Genomic DNA, 25,174 nt, shown 5'->3' on the forward strand with positions numbered 1-25,174 from the left:
AGACTTCGAAGCCGGGACCCGCGGGAGCCCCGGAGCCGGGTCCGGGCGGGTCACCCGCACGGTCACATGCTCAGGGCGGCCCGCTCGGCACCGTCCGGCTAGCGGAGCGTGGCGGCCTCGGCGGCCAGCTTCTCGATCCGCGCGTAGTCGCCGCCGGCCAGCGCGTCGGCCGGGGTGAGCCAGGTCCCGCCCACGCAGCCGACGTTCGGCAGCGCGAGGTAGTCGGGGGCCGTCGCGAGCCTGATCCCGCCCGTCGGGCAGAACCGGACGTCGGGCAGCGGGCCGCCGAGCGACTTCAGGTACGGCAGGCCCCCGGCGGCCTCGGCCGGGAAGAACTTCATCTCCGTCAGCCCGCGTTCGGCCAGGGCCATGACCTCCGACGCGGTCGCCACGCCGGGCAGGAACGGCACACCGCTCGCCTCCATGGCGTCCACCAGCTTCGGCGTGCCGCCCGGGCTGACCAGGAACCGGGCACCGGCCGCCACGGAGGCCGCCACGTCGGCCGGGGTGCGGATCGTCCCGGCGCCGATCACCGCGTCGGGCACCTCGGCGGCGATCCGCTCGATCGCCTTCAGCGCGTCAGCCGTACGGAGGGTCACCTCGATGACCGGCAGACCGCCCGCCACCAGGGCGCGCGCCAGGGGCACGGCGGTCTCCAGGTCGTCGATCACGACGACCGGCACGACCGGGGCGATGTCCAGCAGACTCATACATACTCCATGTTCGACAGGCGCTGGTTCAACCAGGCCGCCGCGCCGACCAGCGCGGGCTGGGGAGCCACGATCAGCGTCGTGGCGATGGCGGAAAGATAGCCGTTCAGCGTGGGGGTGGCCTCGAACCGGCGGCGGAAGTCGCTGGAGGCGACCCGGTTCACGATACGGGGTAGCACGCCGCCGCCCAGGTAGACACCGCCCCGGGTGCCCAGGGTCAGCGCGACGTTCCCGGCGAAGGTGCCGAGCATCCCGCAGAAGACCTCGACGGTCTCCGCGCACAGCGAGTCGTCCATCCGGGCCACGATGTCGGAGGCGGACAGCCGCGGCGCGTCCACGCCCTGCACCAGTGCCAGACCCCGGTGCAGCCGGGCCAGTCCGGGCCCCGACAGCAGGTGCTCGGCCACCACGTGGTCCAGTCCGTCCGCGCGCAGCGCCTGGACGATCGCGTGGTCGCGATCGTCCAGGACCGGCATGGTGACGTGCCCGCCCTCGCCGGGGACGGGCACCCAGCCCCGTCCCGCGGGCACCAGGCCGCCCACGCCGAGCCCCGTCCCCGGCCCCAGCACGGCCTTGACCCCGCGCGAGGGCTCGGGCCCGCCCAGGGAGGCCAGGTCACCGGCGCCCAGGTACGGCAGGGACGCCGCCAGAGCCTCGAAGTCGTTGAGCAGTTCGGCGTTGGGGATGCCCAGGTCGCGCATCGAACCCGACCACCCGGCGTTGGTGAGCCGGTAACGGTCGCCCTCGACCGGCCCCGCGATCGCGATGCAGGCCGCTCCCGGCTGAACTCCGCCCGCATGATCTGCGAGATAGGCGGCTACGGCTTCGGGGAGCCCATCGTGATCCGCTCCGGCCAGTACGGCCACCGCCTCCGGCTGCCCGCCCGGCTCCGTGACGAGCCCGAACCGGGCGTTGGTGCCGCCGATGTCGGCGACCAGCCAGGGAAGGCTCACGCTCCGGCTCCCTTCACGGCGTCCGCGGCGACGCCCTCGGCGTGGCCGTTCAGGGCGAAGATTCCGGCGCCGCGTTCGGCGGGGCTCGCCGAACGGCGGAAGGCGGCGAACAGCTCGCGGCCGGTGCCCACCCACTGGGCGTCGGTGAGCGGCGCGCCCTGCGGCGTGCGGGCGGCCAGTTCCTCGGCCGGGACCAGCAGCTCCAGGGTGCCCGCGGTGGAGTCGAGACGGATCGGGTCGCCGTCGCAGACCAGCGCGATCGGACCGCCGTGGGCGGCCTCGGGCGACAGGTGGATGGCGGCCGGGACCTTGCCCGACGCGCCGGACATGCGGCCGTCGGTGACGATCGCCACCCGCTGCCCCCGGTCCAGCAGCACCGACAGCGGCGGGGTGAGCTTGTGCAGCTCGGGCATGCCGTTCGCGCTCGGCCCCTGGTAGCGGATGACCGCCACGAAGTCCTGCCCGTCCAGCTCGCCCGCCTCGAAGGCGCGGAGCAGCTCCAGCTGGTCGTCGAAGACCTTGGCGGGGGCCTCCACGACCAGGTGCTCGTCCTTGACGGCGGAGACCTTGCTGACCGCGCGGCCCAGGTTGCCGTCGAGCATGTGGATGCCGCCGTCGGGGGAGAACGCCTCACTCACCGGCCGGAGCACGTCGAGGTCGGTGCTGCCACCGGTGCGCTCCTGCCAGACCGGCTCGCCGTCCTTGAGCTCGACGGACGAGCGGTAGTGGTCCAGTCCCCGCCCGGCGATCGTCAGCACGTCACGGTGGAGCAGCCCCGCGTCCAGCAGGTTGCCGATGAGCACCTGCATGCCGCCCGCGGCGTGGAAGTGGTTCACGTCCGCCTGCCCGTTGGGGTACATGCGGGTGAGCAGCGGCACCACCTTCGACAGCGCCGCCAGGTCGTCCCAGAGCAGGTCGATGCCCGCCGCCGCGGCGATGGCGACGATGTGCATGGTGTGGTTGGTGGAGCCGCCGGTGGCCAGCAGCGCCACGCAGGCGTTGACGATCGCCTTCTCGTCGACGACCCGGCCGACGGGGGTGTACTCCTCGCCGTGCGCGGTCAGCTCGACCGCCCGCTTGCCCGCGGCCCTGGTCAGGGCCTCGCGCAGCTCGGTGCGCGGGTTGACGAAGGTCGAACCCGGCAGGTGCAGGCCCATGACCTCGATCATGACCTGGTTGGAGTTGGCGGTGCCGTAGAAGGTGCAGGTGCCGGCGGAGTGGTAGGACTTCGACTCGGCGTCGATCAGCTCTCCCTTGCCGACCTTGCCCTCGGCGAACAGCTGCCGCGTGCGGGCCTTGACCTTGTTGGGCAGGCCGGAGGACATCGGCCCGGCCGGCACGAACACCGCCGGCAGGTGGCCGAAGTGCAGCGCGCCGATCAGCAGCCCCGGAACGATCTTGTCGCAGACGCCGAGCATGAGCGAGGCGTCGAACATGTCGTGAGAGAGGGCGATCGCGGTGGCCATCGCGATGACCTCGCGGCTGTAGAGCGACAGCTCCATCCCCGCGCGGCCCTGCGTGATGCCGTCGCACATCGCGGGCACGCCACCGGCGAACTGCGCGACTCCGCCCGCCTTGCGGACGGCCGCCTTGAGGATCGGCGGGTAGGTCTCGTACGGCTGGTGCGCCGACAGCATGTCGTTGTAGCTCGACACGATCGCCACGCCCGGCTTGACGTTGGCGCGCAGGTCCAGCTTGTCGGCCTCTCCGGCGGCCGCGAAGCCATGGGCCAGGTTGGCGCAGCCCAGGCTGGCCCGGGCCGGTCCACGCCGGCGGGCCGCCTCGGCCTCGGCGTCGAGCCGTGCCAGGTAGGCGGTGCGGCCGGCACGGCTGCGCTCGATCAGACGGTCGGTGATCTCCTGGATCACGGGGTTCATCAGGCCTCTTCCAACGTTGTCGGGTCGGTCTGCTTCCGTTCGCTGCGGGCGGTCACTCATCCGAGCTGTCCTCATGCCAGAAACGGCCGCTGCGCAGGACGAGCTCGTGGGCTCCGGCCGGCCCCGGGGAGCCCGCCGGGTACGGCTCGGGCGGCGTGCCCCACGACTCCCACTCGCGCAGGATCGGGTCGATGAACCGCCAGGCGGCCTCCACCTCGTCGCGCCGCATGAACAGGGTCGGGTTGCCGGTGAGGACGTCCATGAGCAGCCGCTCGTAGGCCTCGGGCACCCGGGTGGTGAAAGTCTCGGCGAAGCTCAGGCTGAGCGGGACCGGCTTGAGGGCCACCTCGCCCGCGCCCGGCTCCTTGGCCATGATGTCCAGCTTGATGCCCTCGCTGGGCTGCAGGCGCAGCACCAGCCGGTTGGGCGCGCTGCCCGGGAAGATCGAGTGGGGCACCTCCTTGAACTGCACCATGATCTCCGAGCACCGGTACGGCATGCGCTTGCCGGTGCGCAGGTAGAACGGGACGCCCGCCCAGCGCCAGTTCTTCACCTCGGCGCGGATCGCGGCGAAGGTCTCCACCTGGCGGGACGCCTCGGTCGGGGCGGTGTTGTCGGGCTCGTCGAGGTAGCCGGGGACCCGCACGCCGCCGGACTCACCCGCGGTGTACTGGCCGCGGACGGTGAAACGCTCCACCTCGCCGCCGGTGATCGGCCGCAGCGACTCCAGGACCTTGACCTTCTCGTCACGGATGGACTCGCGGTCGTTGCGCGACGGCGGCTCCATCGCGACCAGGCAGAGCAGCTGGAGCAGGTGGTTCTGCACCATGTCGCGCAGCGCGCCCGCGTGGTCGTAGTAGCCGCGCCGGCCCGGTGTGCCCACGGTCTCGGAGGCGGTGATCTGGACGTGGTCGATCCACAGGGAGTTCCAGATCGGCTCCAGGAACGCGTTGGCGAACCGCAGGACGAGCAGGTTCTGGACCGTCTCCTTGCCCAGGTAGTGGTCGATGCGGTAGATCTGCCGCTCGTCGAAGATGGCGCCGACCTCGTCGTTGATGCGCTGCGCGCTGGCCAGGTCGCGGCCGAGGGGCTTCTCCAGCACCACCCGCGAGGCGGGGGTCACCAGGCCGGCGCGGTGCAGCTCCCGGCAGAACGGCCCGAACGTCATGGGCGGGCTGGCCAGGTAGAACACCCGGTCACGCTGCTCGTGCCCGGCGAGCAGGCCGGTGATCTTCGACCAGCCTGCGGTGTCCTCGCCGCCGATGTCGACCGAGACGTGGTGCAGGCGGCCGAGGAAACGCTGCCAGATCTCGGCGTCGTCCACCGGTACGGAGGCCCGTACCTCGGCGTCCACCTTGCCGCGGAAGTCGGCGTCGTCGAGCCCGCCACGGGACATCGCGATGATCCGGGTCTCGGGGGAGAGCCGGCCGTCACGGTCACAGTGATAGAGCGCGGGAAGAAGCTTCCGCATGGAGAGGTCACCTGTGCCGCCGAAGACGATCAGGTCGGCGGATTGCGGGTTCTCTGACATGGGGAGGGCTCCGTGGTGATCTACCGAAATTGGGGATGGATCGGACACTAGTCATATCTTGCGCTCTACACAAGCGGAGTTTTGTCATCTTAGATGAGAAAGCTCGAAGCTTTCATTTCATAAGTAGGTGTGGTTCACTGGGCCGATGCCTCGACGTCCCGCTACCGCGCTTGCCACCAGCGGTGAGGTGCTCCGCCTCATCCGCACAGGTGAGGCTGCCACGCGCGCGGACATAGGGCGTGTCACCGGCCTGTCCCGGCCCGCCGTCTCGCTGCGGGTCACCGAGCTGCTGGACCGGGGCCTCATCATGGAGGACAGCGAGGGCCCCTCCACCGGCGGGCGGCCGCCCACCCGGCTGGTCTTCAACGCCTCCGGCGGCGTCGTGCCGGTCGCCTCGCTGGGCGCGAGCCGCGCGCAGATCGCCGTCTGCGACCTCGCGGGCCGTGAGCTGGCCCGGACGAGCCTGGGCGTCGACGTGGAGGAGGGACCTGACGTCGTCCTCCCCCTGGTCATGGACACCTGGAGCGAGCTGCTCGGCGACCGGCCGATCTCCCAGGTGCGCGGCGTCGGCCTGGGCGTCCCCGCGACGGTGGAGTTCGCGGCCGGCCGCACCGAGAGCGCCCGCATCATGGCGAGCTGGACCGGCGTCGCCATCCCGCCGATCATCGCCGAGCGCTTCCCCGTCCCCGTCTTCCTCGACAACGACGTGAACGTCATCGCGATCGGCGAGCACCGGGCCGTCTACGCCGGCGAGGCCGACGACCTGCTGTTCATCAAGGTCTCCACCCGGATCGGCTCCGGTGTCATCGCGGGCGGCGAGATCCTGCGCGGCGCGCTCGGCGCGGCCGGGGAGATCGGGCACATCCCGGTCCGCGACGGCGGGGGAGTGCTGTGCCGGTGCGGCAACATCGACTGCGTCGACTCGGTGGCCAGCGGCACCGCGATCCTGCGCGACCTGCGCGCCCGGGGGCGCGAGGTGAAGACGCTGGACGACGTGGTGAGCCTGGTCCGGGCAGGTGACGCCGAGACCATGTCCGTGGTCCGCGACGCCGCGCGGATGCTCGGGGAGGTCGTCGCCAGCGCCGTCAACCTGCTCAACCCCTCCGTGGTCGTGCTGGGCGGCGACGTGGCCGAGACCTTCCAGCCCATGGTGTCCGGTGTGCGCGAGGTCGTCCACCGCCGTTCGACCGCTCTGTCCACCCGCAATCTGCGGATCGAACGGAGCCGCCTGGGCCCCGGCGCGGGCATCGTCGGCTGTGCCCACATGGTCCTCGACCACATCCTGTCGCCCGAGGCCGTCGACGCCCTTCCACGAGTGGGCTGATCGCCGTACGCCTCAGCCCGCTTCGGTCGTGGTGCCACCGGGCGCCCGTGACTGGCGGCGCACGGCGAGCACGATGTCCGCGACCGCGACCGCGACCACGGCCGGCACGGCCATGACCACGGTGAGCCAGGTGAGGCCGGCCACGAAACCGAGCACGCCGATGCCGGCGATCGCCACCAGTGCGAACGACACGAGGCGGCCCCGGCCCATGCGCGGACCCGCTTCTCCGCCGCGTCTGCGTCCCACTGCCGGTCCCGGTCGGCGAGGGGGAGGTCCTGAAATCGTGTCACCGTCATGGTCGTTCTCCCTGGGAGCCGAGGTGGTCCAGGAGGTTCCGTACCGGCTGCCGGGCTCCATGCCCGGTCGGCGACATATGTGCTCCTTGTGCTCTTCGTGCAGTGATACTTGGTGTCCTCAGCGGAGAGGGGTAAACATGGGCCTCGCGGCTCCGACGGTGACGGCGGACGACATGCCCGTATGGGGCGGGAGACCTCCTTGGAAAGTGCTCCTCCTGTGCGGAGCCTCCGGGACGGGCAAGAGCCAGGTCAGCTATCCGCTGGCGCGGCACCACGGGATCCCGATCGTCGAGGTGGACGATCTCGTCGAGGCGCTGCAGGCCATGACCACACCCGAGCAGCAGCCACTCCTGCACCACTGGCGCACCCACCCCGAAGCCGCACGGCTGCCCCCGGACGACATCGCCGACCTGCAGATCGCCATCGCCGAGGCACTCGTCCCCGCCGTGGACGCGATCGTGGGCAACCATCTGGAGACCGACACCCCGGTGGTCATCGAGGGGGACTACCTGCTGCCCGCCCTCGCCGTACGGGACAGTTTCGCGGGCGTCCCCGCCGACGGCCGGGTCGCCGCCGTGGTCCTCCACGAGCCGGACGAGGCCCAGCTGGTGGAGAACTACCGGCGCCGCGAACCGGACCACGGCGAGCAGCTCCACCGCGCCCGGGTGAGCGCCCTGTACGGCGGACGCCTGGCCGCGCAGGCCGCCGAGGTGGGTGTCCCGGTGGTGACCGCACGCCCCTGGGACGACGTGCTCGGCCGGGTCGTCGCGGCACTCGGCGCCCGGGCGGTCTCCCCCTCCTGAGAGAAGCGGTGGGGTCCTCCCTGCTGACGCCGGCCGACGTGGCCGCGGCGGCCGGGGTGTCGACGGGCGCGCTCGTCCAGCGCTACGGCAGCAAGCGCGGCCTGCTCCTCGCCTTCCTCCACCTGGAGCTGGCCGACGACGAGTTCCGCGCGCTCCTGGGCGACCACATCCGCGGCGTCCGGGCCGAGCTGCTCGGCTACCTGGAGGCCGCCGTGGCGGGCGGTCACCTGGTGAGCACCGCCGACCTTGCCGCGCTGGCCTCGGCCGCCGACTCGATCCGCAACGGCACCCAGCTCACCTGGGCGATGACCCGGTCGGGCTCGCTCGCCGACGCGCTCCGCCGCGATCAACATTCTCGCCGCCGGGCAGGCGGAGAGACTAAACGACTGTGGAGTGCGGGTAAGACCGGAACATGTTCCGGCGCCGCGCGAAGAAGCAGTAACCCACCGGGAGCCGCACGCGCGGCAGACCGGAATCTCCGTTCTTTAGGACTCTGTTGGCCGATTCGAGTGGTGATCATCGTTTGACGTGGCACGGTGGAGGAACCCTCTTGCAGACAGTGTGTGGAGGAGGTTCTGCCATGTCTCTGCGTCCCCGTCCCGCTGGTGAGGTGCCGGAATCGACCGTCCGGGTAGCATGGGCGGCTTTCCCCAAGGGATGTCTGGCGATGCGGGTCCGTGATGAACTCGGTCCGTTCTTCGAAGACGAGCAGTTCGCCGAGGCGTTCCCTGCGCGGGGCGGACCTGGGCTGTCTCCCGGGATACCGGCGCCGGTGTCGGTACTGCAGTTCGCCGAAGGGCTGAGCGATCGGCAAGCCGCCGACGCGGTGCGCGGGCGGATCGACTGGAAGTACGGCTTGGCCCTGGAGCTGACAGATCCGGGATTCGACTTCTCGGTGCTGAGTGAGTTTCGCGACCGCATCATCGCGCGCGGGATCGAGCAGAAGGTGCTGGATACGCTGCTGGAGCGGTGTTCGCAACTGGGGTTGTTGCGCGCCGGTGGCCGTCAGCGCACCGATTCCACCCATGTGCTGGCGGCCGTGCGGACGCTGAACCGGATGGAGTTCGTCGGCGAGACGCTGCGTTGTGCGCTGGAGGCGTTGGCCGCCGCGGCGCCCGGCTGGCTGGCTGGCCGAGGTGGTCTCGGCCGAGTGGATCGAACGGCATGGGGCGCGGGTGGACGCCTATCGGTTCCCCAAGGGGGAAGATGCCCGGACCCGGTGGGCTCTAAGGGTCGAAACCGATGGGTTCGCCCTGCTGGAGGCGGTCTATGCGCCCGGCGCCCCGGCCTGGTTGCGGCAGATCCCGGCGGTTCAAGTGCTGCGCGTGGCCTGGGTGCAGCAGTATCACCGCGACGAGAAGGGGGTGCGCCGGCGGGAGGCGAAAGATCTCCCGCCGGGCAGAACCCGCCTGGCCTCGCCCTACGATCCACAGGCGCATTACGGCGTCAAACGCGGCTCGGGCTGGTGCGGCTACAAGGTCCACCTGAGCGAGACCTGTGACGAGGACGCCCCACATCTGATCACCAACGTGGCCACGACCAACGCCTGCACCGGCGATATCGAGCTGACCGCACCGGTCTATGCCGCACTGGAGCGACGCGGGCCACGACCCGGCGAACACGCGGTCGATGCCGGATACACCAGTGCCGCGCTCATCGTTTCGGCCCACAGCGCCTACGGGATCGACCTGCTCGGGCCGGTCGGCATCGACACCACCGAACCGGGGCAGGCCCAGGCCGGGCTGACGCAGGGGGACTTCGCCATCGATTGGGACCGTCATCGGGTCACCTGCCCGCGTGGCGCGGTCAGTGTCTCCTGGTCTGATCAGCGCAAATCCAACGGAACCCCGATCACCCAGATCCGTTTTTCCAACGACGACTGCGGTCCATGCCCGGTACGCCAGGCATGCACACGCGCTGCCCACGGCAAGTACGGCCGCACCCTGACCCTGTTACCCCAGCCTCTGCAACAGGTGCTGGAGCAGCGCCGATACGACCAGCAGACCCAGGAATGGAAGGACCGCTATGCCGTCCGGGCAGGGGTGGAAGGAACGATCTCCCAAGCTGTCCGGGCCACCCAGATCCGTCGGACTCGTTACCACGGCCTGCCCAAGACCGCGCTTGGGCACGTCTTCACCGCCACCGCGATCAACCTCATCCGCCTGGATGCCTGGTGGACCGGCACCACACGCGGCCGTACCCGCATCTCGCACCTGACCCGACTCGCCTGCGATCTCGGCCTGGCAGCCTGATGTCAATCGGCCAACAGAGTCCTTCAGGGCGGAGTGGATGTCAATTCGCCGACGCCCAGCGCGGCGCGGCGGGGGACCCGGAGGACTACCGGTGAGCCGTTGACCGCCGGCGGTGCGGGACGTCTCCTTCCTTCGGTGGCGGCGGTGCAGAAGGGGTGGCGGGGGTCGCGCCCGCAGCCGGGGCAGGCGGGGCAGGCGGTGCCGTCGGTGATGTCGGCGGCCAGTTTCCGGAGTGTGTCGTCGAAGCGGAGAAGGTGCTCGTAGTGCCCGAATGCCGGGTCGGTGACGAATTTGGCGCAGTAGTCGGCGATGGCCGCCGGAGCGTGGTGGACCAGGGCCTCTGAGATCCTTTTCAGCAGCCGGGAGCGCAGCCAGGCCGGAGCACAGCGGTAGTGGCCGGGCAGCAGGCCGAGCACGGTGGCGGCCATCCGGGTGAGTTCTTCGGGCCTCGCCGCAGGCGTCGTGGCGGCGCCTCGCGCGTTACGGTCCGCACGCTCGCCTGCGGCGAGAAGAGGAAGGGCTTTTCTGGTCTCCTCGGGGTGCTGGTCTTCTTGCCTGTCTGTTCTTCTTATGGGGGTGGGTTTCCCACTGGTGGTTTTCCCGTCGTAGGTCGTTACCTGCGGGTTTTCGGTGTTCGTGCTGGTCGGGGCCAGCGGCGGGTTTTCCGGCGCGGGTGAGGGCGGGACGGTCCCAGGGACAGGGACGGTGTCTTTGGTGGGGGTGGTGGTCTCCTCAGGGTGGGGCCGGGGTGCCCAGGGGTCGCACAGGATGTAGTCGACGACGCCGAGCCTGCCGTCGCGGCCTCGGTCGCGCTCGCGCACGAGGTAGCCGTAGCCCTCCAGCTCCCTGATGGCGGTCCGGGCCGCGTCGCGGCCGTCGGGGGCGGCGCAGACGATGGTCTTCTCCGAGACCCGGAAACCGGCCGCGTGGGAGGACAGCCAGCCCAGGAGGCCGCGTGCCTTCCATGACAGCCGCCCGTCGCGGAGCCACTGGTTGGAGATCCGGGTGAACCGGCTGGTGGGGGGCGTCGCGCGCCGGGCATGCCGTCCGCTCCCCGGAGCCGGGGGGACGGACCGGAGGCGCGTTCCGGCCGCCTGGCCGGAGGGGGTGTTTGAAACGGACGCGGGCGCGCCGGTACAGTCGGGCATGGATCTTTCTCCTGGTGGTGCAGGGTGATTGATCAAGGCCTTGGGTCGGTGCGCTAACACCGGCTCAGGGCCGTCTTTATTTGTCCGGGCGACTGCGTCGCCGACCTCACCCTTATGGGCTTCCGCGGTCGGGCCACAGCCGCTGCTCACGACGGCGGTCGCCGCCTTCTCGCTGTGAGGCACTTTCTACACCCGGAACGAACACTCCGGCATCCCGATCGCGCAATGACCGATTTGTCGTCTCGGAGAGATAAGTGAAAACGTGCAGAGTGAATTATCGAGATCTTCGATCACGCCAGTTTCAGATCCTTTCTTCATCCTGCGCTGTCGGCCTGAAGGATGAGTATCGTCTTGGCGGGCTGACCGGTGCGAAGTGGGTGTCAACGTGTCTTCCTCAGCCTGGATCCACCGCGTGATTCCTGCTGATCATTGTCTGGTCCATTTTCTCCGCGAGGGCCGTTTCTCCTGACGAAGCGCTGTTTTCGGGTGTGGGAGAGCCGCCGTGCGCGGGTCGCGGCTTGTCCAGGTGTGCAGGGGCTCGGCGATGGGGGCTGGTGCGGGTGCGCGGGTGACTTCTGGGGTCGTGGCGGGGCGGTGACCGGGGAGTTCGGGCGGGTCAGGCCGCTCGGGCGGGCGGCGGGTCGTGGACGGGGTCGAAGGCGTTCAGCCACGCGTACTGCCAGTGCCAATGCTTGGGTAGTACGGCAGCCGCCATTCGCTAGTTGAGCTGGGAGTATGCGGTGGTCAGGCGGGCGCGTCGGTGAACCCATCGGGCGCGGGCTTGGTGTCGGCGGCGCCATGCTGACCAGTAGGCCGTGCGGAACAACGAACGCGACGTTGTCGTGGCGGCGTTGGACAGGTGCTTGAGCTCGGCGATGGTCAGCGGGATCATGCCCGGGTCCTCGGGCGGCTGCTGGTCGGGACCGGCGGTGGCGATCCAGACCCAGGCGTAGGTGCGTTCGCCCTTGGAGCCGTCGCCGGCCGAGCGGATGGTCCACCTGCGTTTCTGCTTCAGGTGCTTGGCGACCACCTGCTCGCAGGTCAGGCGGGTGCCGCCGCCGAGGGTGAGGGTGAAGGAGGAGCGGACCCGCAGCACGTACGCCTGCCGGTGTTCCTCCAGGAAGGTGCGCAGTTGGGGGCAGGCGCCGTACACCTCGTCCCCGGCGCGGATGTAGGCCAGGTGGACGGTGTTGATGCCGTTGTCGATGCCACCCGCGCAGCGATGCTCCAGCCATTGCGTTTGTACAGGTCGGACATGACCGCGCGGACGTACTTGACGGCCTGCAGGCGCGGCTCCATCCGTGCGAACACGGGTGCCGGCGCGGTCATCAGTTCGTTCAGTTCCGCTGGACACGCTCTGCCTCCACGATGAGCGCAGCAGCCGCTCCCGATCTTGTTCTTCTCACACAGACATGATCACGAGCGGCTGCTCTCGTTGGACCGGATTCCCATCACAAGATCACATCGACCCAGGCGAGTATCTGGCCAGCTCACAAGGCGAATGGCGGCTGCCGTACTAGCTAGGACAGGAGGGAGTTGTAGGCGACCGAGTGCTGCTGCCCAGACATAAAGGACAGGAACTGCCTGACGAAAGCGCTGCGCGAGTAGCTGTCGCCTCTGCCGGTCAGATCGCGGTGGAAGGCCGTGCGGAACAACGTCTGATACTCCTGGGCGTCGATCGTCTGGTCGTCGTCGACGTCGGTGACATCGAACAGCACATCGGCGATCTTGACCAGTCCGGAGCTGGGCAGAGAGGGAGCTGAGGCGGCGTATTCCTGGCGCGTGACGCGTCCGTCGCCGTCGGCGTCGAGATTGGTTTGCAACTCCCGCCACCAGGCGGCGTAGGCGTTGTAAAGCCGCTCCTCGTCCTGTTCATCCAGGTCGAGCCGAGTGGCGATCTCTCTGGCCATGGCGGCCAGGTCGGGCCAGGCGAGGTAGCCGTCGCCGGTCTGGTCCAGGACCTCGGCGAAGAACTGGTCAGCCGAGCGTGTGGCTTGATTGACCTCGTCGGGAGCCGGGGTGATGAGTCTGAGCATGGCCGCGGCCTGGCCGGCCTTGCGGCGTACGTTCTCCCACGGTCCAGAACCACCGGCGTGGTCGGGATCCAGCAGGCTCATGAACGAGCCGACCTGCACCCAGCCGTTTGGAAGCAGGCGGGTGGCGAATCCGGCGGTCAGGTAGGCCCCGTGCATAAGTGCCCGCGCCCCTGGGAGGTCAGGCAGGGCGACACGTCGGCAGAAGGATTCCGGCAGCGACGCGATGGTGACCGCGGCGGCCACAGGGCCTGCCACGGCCCGGCCTGCGGCCCACACCGCGGGATGGCTGCGCAGCAGGGGCGGCGCGGGCACATTGGCGAAGAGCCGGTAGAGGATGACGCGCACCGCTTCGGTGCTCTCCAGACGATGGTCGATCATGTCGTCGTAGTAGGGCCAGAACTCCTGCAACGTCGCAGGGAGCTGGTCGCTGTTGCCCTCGAGCAGGGCCAGCAACGTCCGGAACTCGGTGTAGAGCTGTTCCACCGCGGGCCCGTCCAGCGACTCACCGCCCAGCCGATACATCGTCACCGCCGACTCGAACAAGGTCGCCACCACCCAGGCGCGTGCTTCGGCGTCCATCGCGTCGTAGCGGCGGCCTTGCGGGTCGGTGCCCGAGATGCGTGCGTGCAGGCGGTTGAGGCGAGCTGCCTCCCGGCTGCGAACGTGCCGGTCCGGGTCGAGCATCCGCTGCGCGCTTACCACGGTGTTGCGCAGACGCCGCCACGGATGCGTCACGAACGTCGAGTTTCCGATCAACGCCGTGCCGATCTGCGGGTGCGCGGCTTCCAGAACCGTGGCGCGGGTCACCGCAAGGCCCCAGCGTGCCTCGTTGACGAGGCGGCGCAGCATCGAGTTCGGCCCGAAGACGTCGACGGTCTCCTCTGCGGTGGTCTGATTCATCGAAGTTTCTCTCCCGTCGTGGCGGCCGGCTGGCGGACATCGCCGAATCGGCGCTGGCGCCGCCGGTAGGCGTCAAGGCATTCCCAGAGGTGGGTCGCGCGAAAGTCAGGCCATAGCACCTGCGGGAAGACCCATTCGGCGTAGGCCACTTGCCAGAGCATGAAGTTGGAGATCCGTTGCTCTCCGGAGGTACGAATGACCAGGTCCACATCCGGCGTGTCGGAGTATGGGAGATGCCGGGCGAAGGTGGCCTCGGTGACCTGCTCGGCGGGTACGGCGGCGCGGATCAGTGAACGGGCAGCTTCCACGATGTCGCGACGTCCCCCGTGATCGAAGGCGATCGTCAGCGTCATTTGCCTGTTGTCACTGGTAAGTGTCATCAGATCGGTGATGTCCTGAGCCAGCAGTGGTGGGATCCGCGGATCGGCCATGCCCAGGAACCTGCACCGGACACCTCGCGCGTGCAACGCCGGTGCATGCTTGCGGATGGTCCGGCGCACGAGCCTCATCAGGATGTCGACCTCGCCCGCCGGCCTCCGCCAGTTCTCGGTGGAGAAGGCGTACAGGCTTAGCCACTTGATGCCAGCCGAGCGTGCCGCCTCGATGGCGTCGATTACGGCGGCCTCTGCCGCCTCGTGGCCTGCGGTGCGCGGCAGCGATCGCTGCGCGGCCCACCGCCCGTTCCCATCCATCACACAAGCCACGTGACGCGGCAATCCGCTGATAATTTCCATAGCGAAGCGTTACTATAGCATTACTAATAGTATTGTCGAGTGTCGCAGTCCGTAATTGCCAGATAGCGGCGGAGCTTGGGGTGCCGTGTTGAGCAGGATCACCCCCACGATCGGCAGGGCCAGCGCCACGACGACGCCCACGAGCGGGTCCGGCCGAGGTGCGACCAGAAGCGGCCATTGATCAAGCTGCTTCGTAATCTCGGAAGTGGAATCCGGCCTCCCAACGGGCGCGAACAGCGCGATCTCGGCAGTCCGCCCTGGAGACCATTTCCGAGATCGATACATCCCGGAAGTGGAGGCGGAGCTCGGTCGGACTGCCGAGTCGGCATCCACCCAGCTCAGAGCCCTCCATGATCTGATCTTGGCCGGAATTGCCGGTATCTCGGCTGGACCCGAATCCCGCGCAACGGCAGAATGCCGACCAGCTCGCCGCACGCGCCGCACTCAGCGAACCAGACGCGGCCCTGCTCGCAGACACCCATTGGGAGAAGTGGAGCCACAGCCCCTACTGGCTGTCTGCGCTACGTGCGGCCTCCGAGCAGGCCAGCACGATCGTCACCGTCTCCGAACACGACCGTGACCTCGCCTACCGGCTCCTGCCACTCCAGGGCCAGGACCTGCCCGTCATCACCAACGGCGTGGACGTCAACCAGTTCCGCCCCCGCCCTCTGACCGATAACGAACGCAGCGCCCACCTGCGCCACTGGCTCGTCACCGACCCGCGCGGATGGCGGCCAGGCGGCAAAGCCGCAAGCATCCGCTACACCGACGCCGACCTGCGCCGCCTGTATGACGCCAACGGACGCCTGCGCCCGCTGCTGCTGTGGGTCGGACGGTTCCTGCACTTCAAACGCGTTCCCGTCCTGCTGGAAGCCTTCGCCCAGGTCCGAAAGGAACTCGACCCCGCCCCGGCGCTCCTGATGTGGGGAGGTTACCCCGGCGAGTACGAAGGCCCTCACCCGGCCGACCTCGCCCAGGACCTCGGAATCGACGATGACGTGTTCTTCCTGGGCTGGCGCGGTCACGACGAACTCCCCATCGGGCTCAACTGCGCCGACCTGATGGTCGCCCCCGCCGTTGATGAACCCTTCGGCATGGTCTACATCGAAGCCATGTCCTGCGGTACCCCGCCCGTCGCCACCGCCACCGGTGGACCCGCCCGCACCATTACCCCCGCTGGCCCGCATGCCAACGGATGGACTGTGCGGCCCAACAACGCGCCCGATCTGGCAGCCACTCTCATCCACGCCCTCACCCACCCCGGCGAGCGAGCACGACGGGCCCATAACGGCTCCGCTCACGCCTACAACACCTACAGCTGGCAAACCGTGGCCGACCGCTACACCGCCATCTACGAAGAGACAACCACGAGAAGCGTGCGACAAGGAAACGTCACAGCCCTCACCCGTTGAATCGGCACAGATGTTCGGCCGGGGTGAACCCGCGCTGCAGCAGGCCGATGACATGCAGCGCCTTGACCAGTTCGCTCGGGTCGGCCACCGCGCCCAGGTCTTGCCACACTTCGCCCGTGGCCCGACACCGTAGAGCGATCCGTACCGGGCCTGTACGGCGTCCTCGTCACGTTCGAGACCCGAAAGTTGGCGGGGGTCAGCCTGCCCAGAGGATGTCGTACACGGTGACGGTGCGGGCGGGCCGGTCCAGGAAGAACGCCACGATGCCGTGCTCGCCGAAGGTGGCGTGCCGGAAGTTGGGCTCTTCGCTGCGGATCGGACTGCTGTCCAGCGGGTCGTCTCCGATCTCCAGCAGTCGCTCTACGAGCGCGGTGAAGGCCTCGGGCGGCAGCCCGGGGATCTTGCTGGAGGCGGATGCGTGGTAGGTGATGCGGTAGTTCACGCGGGGCGGCCGGCGGCGCGGGCGGCCACGAGGTCGGCCCATCCGGGGATGATGTTTTCGGCGGGGACGGTGTTGATGCCGGCCGCGGCCTCGGCGCGGGCCTGCTCGTGTCCGGGGTCGGCGTACATGAGGGCGCGCAGATCCCAGAGGTGGAGAACCTTCTGCAGCTGCCGGTAGCGCCAGGGTTCGGCGGCGGCCTCCAGCGCGGCACGGTAGTCGGCCAGGAACTGGCTTCGATGCTCGGCAGGCAGCCGACTCAGGATGTCGTCGGGGTCGTGCCCGGCGCCGTGGTGATCCACCGGCTGAGCTGTCACGGTCGTCTCCTCGGGGTGCATCGAGGTGGGTCCTGGCTGCGCCCAGTGTATGCCGGTCAGCGCGGATTGGTTCGGGCCGTCGACTACCACGAGCTCTCCAGCATCCACCTCTACCCCGGCCTTGGTGCCAAGGTCGCAGCTTTGGCCTCGCCTGAAGCGGTCATCACGGAGGTTCTCCTTCCGCCGCTCAACGACCACACCTTCCGATGGAGGTAAGCAGGCCTGCGCACGCGGCCCGTCACGGCCCCGTCACGATCCGCCGAGAGCCGGGGACACGGGCGAGGCTCGCGGGCCAGGCTCAGGCCATGACCGAGCGAGCGGTGACTTTGATGGGCGGCCCGCTGGACGGGACGGCGGTCCCGGGGCCGATGGTGATAGCGGACGGAACCCTGGAGACAGGGGCGTACATGATCGTCCCGGGAGAGGCGTCCCGGGCGGTGTACGAGCCTGAGCCTGGAGCGGATCCGTACGTCTGGCATTACCGCGGGCAGATCGACTGACGCGCCGTAGGGCGGTGTGGGCCGGCCGGAGAGCCGCGGGCCCAGCCCGCGGCCGCCCGGCGGCGCGTCAGCGGCCCGCCGGCGGGCCGCGCTTTGATTCCCTGTAAGGACAATTCGGTAATCAGCCCGATCGGCGATCGTCGTCGTTGTACTCGTCGTTCTGGTCGTGCTCATGCTTGTCCCCGGCTGACTGGGCTCGCCGGTTGAACTCATTTCGGGCAGTGGCGCAGCCGGTGTGGGCGCAGCCCAGGCAGACCAGCGGCGTTGCCGACGGCGCGTACGACGTCGGTGACGCCGTCGACCGTCAGCCGCCCGCGCTGCCCGGTCCATAGCCCGTCGCCGACACCCTCGGCGAGGGCAGGCCGGGTGTGGTCAGCAGTTCGGCGCGGGCCAGTAGCCAGGCGGCCAGGCGTTCGCGGGCCGGGACCGGGAGCGGAACAGTGCGGACTTCGTCGCCCTTGCCGTGCAGGCCGGGCGGTGATGGGGACGTCGGCGATGGTCAGGCGCTGGCATTCCTCGGCGCGGGCGCCGGCGCCGAAAAGGGAGGCGTCGCAGGGGGCCGCGCCGGTCGGCGGCCCGGCGCACCGCGTTCCCCTGCGCCCGGGTCAGCGCTTCGGGGCGCCGGGTTTGGGGATGCGGGCGCGTTTGACGGCCAGGCGCAGGCCGGGGCCGTGCTCATACAGCAACGTCACCACCGCCAGCGCCTGATTGACCGTCGCCGGGGAGAACACCTGCCGACAGGAGTCGAACCGGAGGCCAGTCGCCGTCGCTGAGTGAGGACGCGTGCCCACGGTGGGGCGCCTCAACTCTGCACCCATCGTATAGCGCCGCGCCTTACCGGCAGCAACGCCTCATTCCGTTGCCGTGCATCCGCGCTTACAGGTGCGCCACCACATCCGGTGTGCCCTCCGGGTAGAGCGGATCTGCGCCGCTGATAGGCGGTGGGCAGGTGGTATCGGTCATGGTGACCGCGCCAGGGGCACGGATGGAGCCGCTGAATTCTACGCATAACAGGACGGTGATGGAGCTGTACCACAAGCCTCCGCCCTTCTCGGTCGTCTCGGTGAACCCGGCCCCGACCTTGATCAGGCCATGCGGATCATCTGAGGTATCGAAGGTCTTGACAGCCCCGGCGCCCAGAACAGCGTTGATCGCCTGAGCGATGACCATCTCTGCGGCGGCGCCTTCGTTGGAGGCTCCGCGCAACGCGGCGGCGAACTGCGACTTCGCCTCGGTAGCCTGCTGTTTGACGACTTCTGTAGATTCGCCGGTCGCCTGCCCCTTGGGGTCCAATGGATTGCTGCAACCGGACAGGGCGGCGGTCAGCAGACTGAGACGTTGTCAGCAACGGTCGATGACCGTGTGTAGCCGATCACGGCGGGCGTGGGAGTGATCAAGTAGAGAAAAGCGTGAAGCCCCTGGTAGGGGTGGGTCTTGTCGAAGGATCCACCGCACCGCACACAAGGGCTTCACGTGACCTCCAGTATCACCTACACAGCCGAGTTGGACATGCCGCGCGAGGTTGTGCTGTTTCTGGCCGGGCTGTTGCGCGCCGAGCGGGTACGGCGCCGCACCCGCGCGGGCACTCGGGCGCTGGGCGAGTTCAAGCAGGCCGTTCTGATCATCCGCTGGCTGGTGGACGGCGCTCGGATCGCCCGGCCGGCCGCCGATAACGCCATCTCGCACGCGACCTGTGATCGGTACGTCGAAGAAGGGGTCACCGTATTGAAGGCCCAGGCGCCGACGCTACAGGAGGCGCTCACGGCGGCGAAGGCCGCCGGCTACACCCACCTGCATCTGGATGGCACGCTGATCGAAACCGACCGCTGCCGCGCCCTGGGCCCGAACGGCGCCGACCTGTGGTGGAGTGGAAAACACAAGCAGCACGGCGGCAACATTCAGGTCCTGTCCAGCCCCGGCGGCGACCCGCTGTGGACTTCTGAGGTACGGCCCGGCCGTGAACACGATCTCACCTGTGCCCGCCTGCACGGCCTCCTCGACCTGCTGGCCAAGGCCGCCGAGGACGGGCTGATCACGTTGGCCGACCTCGGCTACGTCGATGCGGGTATGGGGTTTCGCCTGCCGTACAAGAGGTCTCGGGGTGGCACACTCACCGACGATCAGATCCAGTACAACAAGGTCCACGGTGCGCTCCGAGCCCTCGCCGAACGAGCGAACGCCCAGCTCAAGATGCGGTTCAAGGCACTGCGGAACGTCAGCAAGTGCCCTTGGAAGATCGGCGGTATCGTCGCCGCGGCGCTCGTCCTCTTCCACCGGGAGCAAGCTCACAAGCAGCTGTCACCCAGCGTGAACGCCGGTTGCTGACAATGACTCACTGGTTCGCGGTCGACATCGCGGGCAACGTCGAGAAGAACTACCGGCCGGACGGCAACGGCGGCAACTACCGGAAGGAAAGAGTCGAGGTCCGAAAGGCCCGGTGACCCGCCGGATACCAGAAGGTGGCCGTCGATCCGTCTGGTCGACGGCCACCTGCCGCTGTCTCCCGGTCTGCGGAGGAACGGCCCTGCGGCGCCGTCAACCGTGCAGCAGCCGCATCGGCCGCGTCGCCTCCCGGACCATCCGGCCGGCCCCGCCCCGTCCCGTCCCGCGCCGCGACCGCCACCGGCTCGGGGGACCTCCCGCAGCCGGCATCCGGCAAGCAGGCAATATGGAGTGCGAGTGGCCACCGGGTCGGCAGGCACACTCGGCACCGTGAAAAGACGCGGATGCGCGGTTGACGGAGAAAGGGACGATGATGCGCACCTGGCTTACTGACCGGTTCGGCCTTGAGGTGCCCTTGGTGGGCGCACCCATGGCGGGGGTGGGCGCAGGTCACCTGGCTGCGGCTGTTTCGGAGGCGGGGGGACTTGGCATGGTCGGCGTTCCCGCTGCGGCGTCGGCCCAGTGGGTCACGGAACAGGCCGTGGTCGCAGGGGCCGGCGGCCGGCCGTACGGGGTCGGGCTCATGGCCTGGGCGCTGCGCGACAATGCCGCCCCGTTCGAGGCGGTCCTGGCCGCCCGGCCCGATCTGGTGTCGGTGAGTTATGGGCCCTACGCGGGATACGTCGAGTCTCTGCGGCAGGCGGGCAGCACCGTGGTCACCCAGGTGGGCACGACGGACGAGGCGCGCGCTGCCGAGCAGGCCGGGGTGGATGTCGTGGTGGCGCGCGGCTCCGAAGCCGGCGGCCACGGGCGCAACGATGTGGCGACGCTGCCTCTTCTGCAGAGCGTTCTGGAGGCGGTGCGGATCCCGGTGCTCGCAGCGGGGGGCATCGCGACCGCTCGCGGGCTGGCCGCCGTACTCGCCGCAGGGGCGGACGGCGCCTGGGTCGGTACGGCCTTCATGGGCTGCGTCGAGACGACGATCTCCTCGGAGGCCAGGCGGCGTCTTCTGGCTGCGGGGGAGACCGACACGTCCTACGGGCGGGTTTTCGACATCGCCCAGCGGCTTGCCTGGCCGCCGGAGTACGGCGGACGCGCGTTGCGCAACGCGTTCTTCGACCGGTGGGCGGGCCGGGAGGAGGAGCTGGCATCCGATGACGATGCGTGTGCCACGCTCGACGACGCCCGCCGCGAGGGCGATTTCGACACCGCCTGCATCTATGCGGGCCAGGCCGTGGGGATGGTGCGGCGGCAACGGACCGCCGCCGACGTGGTCGCCGATTTCGCCGGCGCGAAGAGGCTGCTGAGCCGCTTCACGATGTGATCAGGACGCCCCGGGCACCGCGTTCGATCCGGACGACATCGCCGAGCACTACTGGCGGTTGCACACCCAGCCGCGGCACCAGTGGGAGCACCAGGCCCTCCACACCGGGCCGACCGCCCGGGAGGGGAGCGGCGCGTTCTCGGCAGCCTGAGCCGGGAGCCACGGCCTCAGGACGGGCGGCACCGGTCCCGCGAGGTGCCACACGGGCGGCACCGGAATTCCACGGGCACGTCAGGGCACCTCGACCGGTGTGTCTCTGGCCGATATCCCCTCTTCCAGAGGGGCCGCACTCTGCCGGTCGCGCAACGCCCTGGCGATCGCCAGGCGCTTCTTTCTCCGCACGGCGGCGATCCGTTCTGCTGCGATCATCGTGCGTCCATAGGTGCTCGCCGTACCGGATCGAGAAAGATCGCACGCTCAGACGGATACTCGCCCATGTCTCATCCCCCGACAAACTATGGACTGTTTAGTCCATAGTTTGCGGTGGCAGCAGTGGACTGTCAAGTCCAGTGTAGGTGATGTGTCCCACTGCTAAACGGCTCTCACCTGCGAAAATGGTAGATCAGGACAGGAGGGTCTCTCCGATCCAGCCGTCGGGCGAGCATCCCGGAGGGATGGCGAACACGGCCGAGCCGATGGGGGGCGTCCACTCGTTCTCGGTGTCGGCCGGCGCGGAGAGCGCCACCTGCGCGGTCCCGGAGGCGGCACGGTCGGTGGAGGGGGTCTGCTCGGGAGCGCACGCGGCGAGGGCGCCGGCCGCCGCGGCGGCGCCCCCCGCGAGCAGCCCCCTGCGAGTGATTCGGGGGTCTCGCATGCTTCCGGTCCCTGGGTCAGCCGTGCTTCCTGCCCATGTCCGCGCCGGGCCGGTAGTCCTCCTTGCCGCCGGCGAAGTCCTTGCCGACGGCGGTGAACTTCAGGGTCTCGCCGTCGGAGAGGGTGAGGGTGAAGGGGATCTGTGCGCCCGGCTTCACTTCCTTGGTGACGCCCATCAGCATGAGGTGGTCGCCGCCCGGCATGAGCTGGTGGGTGCCGCGCGCGGGAATCATGAAGCCGCCCTGTTTGGGCCGCATGACCATCTTGCCCTTGGTGTCGACCACCTCGTGCAGCTCGACCTTGGGCGACAGCGGTGAGGCGCCCGAGACGACGGTCACGTCGCCGTCGGTGTTGTTGACCAGGGTGCCGAAGGCGGCGCTCATCCCCTTCTTGGTGGTCTTCACCCACGGATCGGTGATCGAGAGGGGCACGACCTTGTTGGCCGTGTTCGCCACGGCGGGCGCGTTCGCGGCCGGTACGGCCTCCTGCTTGGGGGACTCGCCGCCGCATGCGCTCACCGACGCGGTGGCGAGGGCGGCCAGAAGGGCGGCGGAGAGAACACGACTGACAATCATGGAAAACCTTTCAGGGTGTACGGCGCCGCGGCTGGAGCTGTGCTCGACATGCCGCGGGAAGACGCCGGGAGGTCGGGTGGAACACCCGGCGCCGGCATGCCCGGCCCGGGGTCGTCAGGTCGCGAGGCCCCGTCGGAAGGGCGTGACGGGGCAGGGCCCGGGGGGGCCTCGCCGGATCACCACGTGACGGAGCGGGGACGGGCGGAGGGCGGCCGCGAGCCCCGGAACCAGCCCGCCCGCCGCGCCCCACGCCGTGGCCGTGATCCCGGTGCACGTGCGCGCGACCACGCCCAGCCTGAGAAGCACCACGGCGGAGGCCGAGGAGCGGGCGAGACGCAGGGGCGCGGGCACTGGCATGGTGTGGCAATCATCACACACAGCGAGATCGCCTGGTGACGGAGAGTGATTCTCGTTGGCGTGGACGGTTCCGAGAGGGGCCGCGAACCGGGTGAGGCCACATGAACCGGATGGGAGGCGTGAACCGTGCCCGGGGTGGGTGGGCCGGGACGGGACGTGTGCCGAAACCGGGACAGTTGAACTGGTGCCGATGAAACGAATTCACCGGGCTGCGCTCTCAGCGAAAAGCGCTCACAGCGAACGGGACGAAATCGCGGGGGTGGGTGGCGTTATCGTCACATGGATTCATCGTTCATAAATTCTGGATTCGGGGCAGGTGAAAGAGATGACCAGTCCACAGCCCGTGTTCGAGGACCCGTTGTACCAGCGGTTGCTCCGCAAGCGGATCGTCGTGCTCGGCAGCGAGGTGAACGACGAGGTGGCCAACCGGATCTGCGGCGAGCTGCTGCTGCTCTCCGCCGACAACGACCGCAGTGACATCTGGCTCTACATCAACTCGCCCGGCGGCTCGGTGCCGGCGGGCATGGCGATCTACGACGTGATGCAGTACATCCCCAACGACGTCGCCACCGTCGGCATGGGCATAGCGGGCTCGATGGGGCAGTTCCTGCTCTGTTCGGGCGCCCCCGGCAAGCGGTACGCGCTGCCGCACGCCAGGGTCATCATGCACCAGCCGTCCGGCGGCATCGGCGGGACGGCGACCGACATCGCCATCCAGGCCGAGCAGATGCTCTACACCAAGCAGATGATGCGCGAGCGGATCGCCTTCCACACCGGCCAGACGCTGGAGCAGATCGAGGCCGACTGGGACCGCGACCGCTGGTTCACCGCCACCGAGGCCAAGGACTACGGGTTCGTCGACGAAGTTATCCGCAGCACCCGCGAGGTGGGGGCGGAGAATTAGCCGCCCGTTCTCGGAGTGATTTTCTCTCCTAATTCCGGCGTAGGTCGAGAATGGCGGCGAATTTTTCTCCGGAATCGTAGAAGGGCTCGCCGTGCGGTTGCCGGTGGGCCCGGACGAGGGCGTGGCGGGCCGTCTCCTCCGGGAGCGGCACGCCACCAAGGCGTACTCCTCCCGCGCCAACCGCGCCTACCTGCGCAGACGCGCCAACCGCGCCTACCTGCGCAGACGCGGCATCCGGGCGGTCATTCCGGAGAAGCCGGACGGCTACCTCGCCGGGCTCCACCTGCGAGGCGCCATCCTATGGATTCGAAGCCTCCGACCCACCTGAGATCCAAACTCCGGACACGGCCTAACGGCGGACGTGGAGGGAGGGTTTCTCGTCGTCGCCGCAGCCCGCCCTCCCGGCCAGCAGGAGACGGGAGGTGGCGGGGACACGAGTGATCGTGAAGCCGTCACCGCAGACCTCGCCGGCGACGCCGCGGTAGTCGCGGGTCCATCGTCGTCCGTTGTAGCGCAGCAACGTGACCCGCGTGGGTACATCGTCGCCGCCGTATTCGACCCCGGCCACCCACACGTCGTCAGCGGCGAAGGCGGTGACGCTCTGCAGCGTCACCTTCCACCGGGGCAGCTTGATCTTCTTCCAGGAGGTTCCGTTCCAGTGCAGGACCAGCGGTCCGCCCGGCCCGTCCTGGTCGCAGGCCCACCGGGTGCCGGTCTCGCCCACCGCCCACACGTCGGACGGGCCGTTCTGCCAGATATGCCGCAACGAGCCGCGTCCCAGCCAGGGCAGCCTCATCTGCGTCGGCGCGCTACCGGGGGACGCGCTGTGCCAGATCGCCGGGTGCGAGTCCGTGCATCGGCCGCTGGACGACATGCCCGCGATCCAGATGTGCCCCGCTCCGGCGTCCACGGCGTTGAACCTGCCTCCACGCCGATACTCCCGCCTGCTGAAACGCCTGCCGTTCCAGGTCAAGAGGATGGGCGAGCTGATCTCACCGGCGGACTCCCGGCCGCGCAGCCCGATCAGAGCGGCTCGCCGGCCGTCCACGGCGACGTCGGTCAGCCGGTCGGTCAGCCAATGATCCTTGCGGTCTTTGAAGGACGTGTGCAGGTCCCAGGCGTCTTCGAAGGGTGTGTGTATGTCCCAGTTTCGGCCGTCCCAGCGCAAGGCCAAGGGGAACCGTTTGAGATCCGGGCCGTCTTCACCCATGGCATCGACGCTGCCGACGACCCAGGCGTTGCCGGAGTCGTCGGCGTCCACTGCTCTCAACTCCGAGCTGAGCGCGCCGGAGATGCGACCCCAGATGTTCTGCCCGACCCGCCATCGCAGGCCGTCCATGCGCAGCAGAACTCCCCAGGGAGACTCGTCCTCCGCGTCGGCGTGATGACCGACCGCCCAGGCCGTGTCAGGACCCGTCGCCGCCACATCGTTCAGAGCGGTGGCGTACTGCTCACCGTCCGGCTCCACCGACTGCCATACAGGCGTCGAAACCGGAGAGGCCGTCGGGGACGACTGCGGTGCCGCGCTCGACGCGGACGTCTCCGGCTGGCCTGCTGAAGCCGGCGGGCCGGCCACCGGCGATGGTT

Annotated in this window: 26 protein-coding genes and 1 pseudogene; 10 read left to right on the forward strand and 17 right to left on the reverse strand. The window is 69.2% G+C overall.

The annotated features are described in order from the left end of the window. Positions 1 to 98: 98 nt before the first annotated feature. The 4 genes from eda to zwf are packed head-to-tail and all read right to left on the reverse strand — an operon-like array spanning position 99 to position 5,071. Positions 99 to 710, reverse strand: a complete 612-nt coding sequence (eda, locus tag FHR32_RS39475) for a bifunctional 4-hydroxy-2-oxoglutarate aldolase/2-dehydro-3-deoxy-phosphogluconate aldolase (protein ID WP_184759716.1) — start codon at positions 708 to 710, stop codon at positions 99 to 101. Beyond that, positions 707 to 1,663 carry a glucokinase gene (gene glk, locus FHR32_RS39480; protein WP_184759717.1) on the reverse strand — a complete coding sequence of 319 codons (957 nt, stop codon included), beginning with the start codon at positions 1,661 to 1,663 and terminating at the stop codon, positions 707 to 709. The genes eda and glk overlap by 4 nt, the downstream gene beginning before the upstream one ends. After that, on the reverse strand, positions 1,660 to 3,540 hold the full coding sequence (edd, locus tag FHR32_RS39485) for a phosphogluconate dehydratase (RefSeq protein WP_184759718.1): 1,881 nt from the start codon (positions 3,538 to 3,540) through the stop codon (positions 1,660 to 1,662). Before edd ends, glk begins: the two co-directional genes overlap by 4 nt. A gap of 52 nt (positions 3,541 to 3,592) precedes the next feature. Continuing rightward, positions 3,593 to 5,071 carry a glucose-6-phosphate dehydrogenase gene (zwf, locus tag FHR32_RS39490; RefSeq protein WP_184759719.1) on the reverse strand — a complete coding sequence of 493 codons (1,479 nt, stop codon included), beginning with the start codon at positions 5,069 to 5,071 and terminating at the stop codon, positions 3,593 to 3,595. 145 nt (positions 5,072 to 5,216) lie between these two features. Here zwf and FHR32_RS39495 point away from each other — a divergent pair, with 145 nt between their 5' ends. Continuing rightward, positions 5,217 to 6,395 carry an ROK family transcriptional regulator gene (locus FHR32_RS39495; RefSeq protein WP_184759720.1) on the forward strand — a complete coding sequence of 393 codons (1,179 nt, stop codon included), beginning with the start codon at positions 5,217 to 5,219 and terminating at the stop codon, positions 6,393 to 6,395. A 12-nt stretch (positions 6,396 to 6,407) separates the two neighbouring features. Here the strand turns inward: FHR32_RS39495 and FHR32_RS39500 are convergent, their stop codons facing one another. Beyond that, positions 6,408 to 6,605: a hypothetical protein gene (locus FHR32_RS39500; RefSeq protein ID WP_184759721.1), complete on the reverse strand. Its 198-nt coding sequence runs from the start codon at positions 6,603 to 6,605 to the stop codon at positions 6,408 to 6,410. A 292-nt stretch (positions 6,606 to 6,897) separates the two neighbouring features. On the opposite strand from FHR32_RS39500, the gene FHR32_RS39505 reads away from it, so the two are divergent. From FHR32_RS39505 to FHR32_RS39515, 3 genes and pseudogenes are all read left to right on the forward strand, one after another. Then, positions 6,898 to 7,494, forward strand: a complete 597-nt coding sequence (locus FHR32_RS39505) for an AAA family ATPase (RefSeq protein WP_312882914.1) — start codon at positions 6,898 to 6,900, stop codon at positions 7,492 to 7,494. 8 nt (positions 7,495 to 7,502) lie between these two features. Then, positions 7,503 to 8,021 (forward strand): TetR family transcriptional regulator, encoded by a 519-nt coding sequence (locus tag FHR32_RS39510; RefSeq protein ID WP_184759722.1) that lies wholly within the window; start codon positions 7,503 to 7,505, stop codon positions 8,019 to 8,021. A 53-nt stretch (positions 8,022 to 8,074) separates the two neighbouring features. Next, a pseudogene (locus FHR32_RS39515) lies at positions 8,075 to 9,746 on the forward strand (IS1182 family transposase). A 23-nt stretch (positions 9,747 to 9,769) separates the two neighbouring features. Here the strand turns inward: FHR32_RS39515 and FHR32_RS39520 are convergent. The 4 genes from FHR32_RS39520 to uppS all read right to left on the reverse strand — a co-directional run bounded on the left by FHR32_RS39520 (position 9,770) and on the right by uppS (position 14,564). Then, a complete protein-coding gene (locus FHR32_RS39520; RefSeq protein ID WP_184759723.1) occupies positions 9,770 to 10,894 on the reverse strand; it encodes a helix-turn-helix domain-containing protein in 1,125 nt (374 codons plus the stop codon). Between the two features lie 718 nt (positions 10,895 to 11,612). Further along, a complete protein-coding gene (locus FHR32_RS39525) occupies positions 11,613 to 12,248 on the reverse strand; it encodes a hypothetical protein (protein WP_184759724.1) in 636 nt (211 codons plus the stop codon). A 166-nt stretch (positions 12,249 to 12,414) separates the two neighbouring features. Further along, positions 12,415 to 13,830: an EF-hand domain-containing protein gene (locus tag FHR32_RS39530; RefSeq protein ID WP_184759725.1), complete on the reverse strand. Its 1,416-nt coding sequence runs from the start codon at positions 13,828 to 13,830 to the stop codon at positions 12,415 to 12,417. Continuing rightward, positions 13,827 to 14,564 (reverse strand): polyprenyl diphosphate synthase, encoded by a 738-nt coding sequence (uppS, locus tag FHR32_RS39535; protein ID WP_184759726.1) that lies wholly within the window; start codon positions 14,562 to 14,564, stop codon positions 13,827 to 13,829. Before uppS ends, FHR32_RS39530 begins: the two co-directional genes overlap by 4 nt. Before the next feature lie 371 nt (positions 14,565 to 14,935). Between uppS and FHR32_RS39540 the strand changes: the two genes are divergently transcribed. After that, positions 14,936 to 15,976: a glycosyltransferase family 4 protein gene (locus FHR32_RS39540; protein WP_184759727.1), complete on the forward strand. Its 1,041-nt coding sequence runs from the start codon at positions 14,936 to 14,938 to the stop codon at positions 15,974 to 15,976. Between the two features lie 196 nt (positions 15,977 to 16,172). On the opposite strand, the gene FHR32_RS39545 is transcribed toward FHR32_RS39540, so the two are convergent. After that, positions 16,173 to 16,418 (reverse strand): type II toxin-antitoxin system RelE family toxin, encoded by a 246-nt coding sequence (locus tag FHR32_RS39545; RefSeq protein ID WP_184759728.1) that lies wholly within the window; start codon positions 16,416 to 16,418, stop codon positions 16,173 to 16,175. Further along, entirely contained in the window at positions 16,415 to 16,732 is a 318-nt protein-coding gene (locus tag FHR32_RS39550; RefSeq protein WP_184759729.1) for a DUF6247 family protein, read from the reverse strand. The genes FHR32_RS39545 and FHR32_RS39550 overlap by 4 nt, the downstream gene beginning before the upstream one ends. Before the next feature lie 305 nt (positions 16,733 to 17,037). Here FHR32_RS39550 and FHR32_RS39555 point away from each other — a divergent pair, with 305 nt between their 5' ends. Then, the gene (locus FHR32_RS39555) at positions 17,038 to 17,232 is read left to right on the forward strand and encodes a hypothetical protein (RefSeq protein ID WP_184759730.1); all 195 of its coding nucleotides are present in this window, start codon (positions 17,038 to 17,040) and stop codon (positions 17,230 to 17,232) included. Positions 17,233 to 17,837: 605 nt separating this feature from the next. Here the strand turns inward: FHR32_RS39555 and FHR32_RS46445 are convergent. Both FHR32_RS46445 and FHR32_RS39560 read right to left on the reverse strand, forming a co-directional pair. Then, positions 17,838 to 17,963, reverse strand: coding sequence for a hypothetical protein (locus FHR32_RS46445; RefSeq protein WP_281391203.1), 126 nt, complete (start codon positions 17,961 to 17,963; stop codon positions 17,838 to 17,840). A 145-nt stretch (positions 17,964 to 18,108) separates the two neighbouring features. Continuing rightward, positions 18,109 to 18,525 (reverse strand): hypothetical protein, encoded by a 417-nt coding sequence (locus FHR32_RS39560; protein WP_184759731.1) that lies wholly within the window; start codon positions 18,523 to 18,525, stop codon positions 18,109 to 18,111. Between the two features lie 216 nt (positions 18,526 to 18,741). Between FHR32_RS39560 and FHR32_RS39565 the strand changes: the two genes are divergently transcribed. Then, entirely contained in the window at positions 18,742 to 19,557 is an 816-nt protein-coding gene (locus FHR32_RS39565) for an HARBI1 family protein (protein WP_184756502.1), read from the forward strand. Between the two features lie 427 nt (positions 19,558 to 19,984). Then, a complete protein-coding gene (locus FHR32_RS39570; RefSeq protein WP_184759732.1) occupies positions 19,985 to 20,938 on the forward strand; it encodes an NAD(P)H-dependent flavin oxidoreductase in 954 nt (317 codons plus the stop codon). A 231-nt stretch (positions 20,939 to 21,169) separates the two neighbouring features. Here FHR32_RS39570 and FHR32_RS39575 read toward each other — a convergent pair whose 3' ends face one another. The 3 genes from FHR32_RS39575 to FHR32_RS39585 form a co-directional block, all read right to left on the reverse strand. Beyond that, positions 21,170 to 21,307, reverse strand: coding sequence for a hypothetical protein (locus FHR32_RS39575; protein ID WP_184759733.1), 138 nt, complete (start codon positions 21,305 to 21,307; stop codon positions 21,170 to 21,172). Between the two features lie 193 nt (positions 21,308 to 21,500). Further along, on the reverse strand, positions 21,501 to 21,752 hold the full coding sequence (locus FHR32_RS39580) for a twin-arginine translocation signal domain-containing protein (protein ID WP_184759948.1): 252 nt from the start codon (positions 21,750 to 21,752) through the stop codon (positions 21,501 to 21,503). 16 nt (positions 21,753 to 21,768) lie between these two features. Next, a complete protein-coding gene (locus tag FHR32_RS39585; RefSeq protein WP_184759734.1) occupies positions 21,769 to 22,326 on the reverse strand; it encodes a copper chaperone PCu(A)C in 558 nt (185 codons plus the stop codon). A 682-nt stretch (positions 22,327 to 23,008) separates the two neighbouring features. On the opposite strand from FHR32_RS39585, the gene FHR32_RS39590 reads away from it, so the two are divergent. Both FHR32_RS39590 and FHR32_RS39595 read left to right on the forward strand, forming a co-directional pair. Then, positions 23,009 to 23,587 (forward strand): ClpP family protease, encoded by a 579-nt coding sequence (locus tag FHR32_RS39590; protein WP_184759735.1) that lies wholly within the window; start codon positions 23,009 to 23,011, stop codon positions 23,585 to 23,587. Between the two features lie 91 nt (positions 23,588 to 23,678). Continuing rightward, complete coding sequence (locus FHR32_RS39595; protein WP_184759736.1) at positions 23,679 to 23,915, forward strand: hypothetical protein; 237 nt, start codon at positions 23,679 to 23,681, stop codon at positions 23,913 to 23,915. 21 nt (positions 23,916 to 23,936) lie between these two features. Here FHR32_RS39595 and FHR32_RS39600 read toward each other — a convergent pair whose 3' ends face one another. Further along, positions 23,937 to 25,055: a hypothetical protein gene (locus FHR32_RS39600; protein WP_184759737.1), complete on the reverse strand. Its 1,119-nt coding sequence runs from the start codon at positions 25,053 to 25,055 to the stop codon at positions 23,937 to 23,939. Between the last annotated feature and the right edge of the window lie 119 nt (positions 25,056 to 25,174).

Origin of the sequence: Streptosporangium album (assembly GCF_014203795.1) — a bacterium.
GTDB classification, from domain to species: Bacteria; Actinomycetota; Actinomycetes; order Streptosporangiales; family Streptosporangiaceae; genus Streptosporangium; species Streptosporangium album.

Coding starts and splice junctions, on each gene's coding strand:
- eda (WP_184759716.1), bottom strand. CDS start 710: ATGAGTCTGCTGGACATCGCCCCGGTCGTGCCGGTCGTCGTGATCGAC.
- edd (WP_184759718.1), bottom strand. CDS start 3,540: ATGAACCCCGTGATCCAGGAGATCACCGACCGTCTGATCGAGCGCAGC.
- zwf (WP_184759719.1), bottom strand. CDS start 5,071: ATGTCAGAGAACCCGCAATCCGCCGACCTGATCGTCTTCGGCGGCACA.
- FHR32_RS39495 (WP_184759720.1), top strand. CDS start 5,217: ATGCCTCGACGTCCCGCTACCGCGCTTGCCACCAGCGGTGAGGTGCTC.
- FHR32_RS39500 (WP_184759721.1), bottom strand. CDS start 6,605: ATGGGCCGGGGCCGCCTCGTGTCGTTCGCACTGGTGGCGATCGCCGGC.
- FHR32_RS39520 (WP_184759723.1), bottom strand. CDS start 10,894: ATGCCCGACTGTACCGGCGCGCCCGCGTCCGTTTCAAACACCCCCTCC.
- FHR32_RS39530 (WP_184759725.1), bottom strand. CDS start 13,830: ATGAATCAGACCACCGCAGAGGAGACCGTCGACGTCTTCGGGCCGAAC.
- uppS (WP_184759726.1), bottom strand. CDS start 14,564: ATGGAAATTATCAGCGGATTGCCGCGTCACGTGGCTTGTGTGATGGAT.
- FHR32_RS39555 (WP_184759730.1), top strand. CDS start 17,038: ATGACCGAGCGAGCGGTGACTTTGATGGGCGGCCCGCTGGACGGGACG.
- FHR32_RS39565 (WP_184756502.1), top strand. CDS start 18,742: ATGCCGCGCGAGGTTGTGCTGTTTCTGGCCGGGCTGTTGCGCGCCGAG.
- FHR32_RS39570 (WP_184759732.1), top strand. CDS start 19,985: ATGATGCGCACCTGGCTTACTGACCGGTTCGGCCTTGAGGTGCCCTTG.
- FHR32_RS39575 (WP_184759733.1), bottom strand. CDS start 21,307: ATGATCGCAGCAGAACGGATCGCCGCCGTGCGGAGAAAGAAGCGCCTG.
- FHR32_RS39580 (WP_184759948.1), bottom strand. CDS start 21,752: ATGCGAGACCCCCGAATCACTCGCAGGGGGCTGCTCGCGGGGGGCGCC.
- FHR32_RS39585 (WP_184759734.1), bottom strand. CDS start 22,326: ATGATTGTCAGTCGTGTTCTCTCCGCCGCCCTTCTGGCCGCCCTCGCC.
- FHR32_RS39590 (WP_184759735.1), top strand. CDS start 23,009: ATGACCAGTCCACAGCCCGTGTTCGAGGACCCGTTGTACCAGCGGTTG.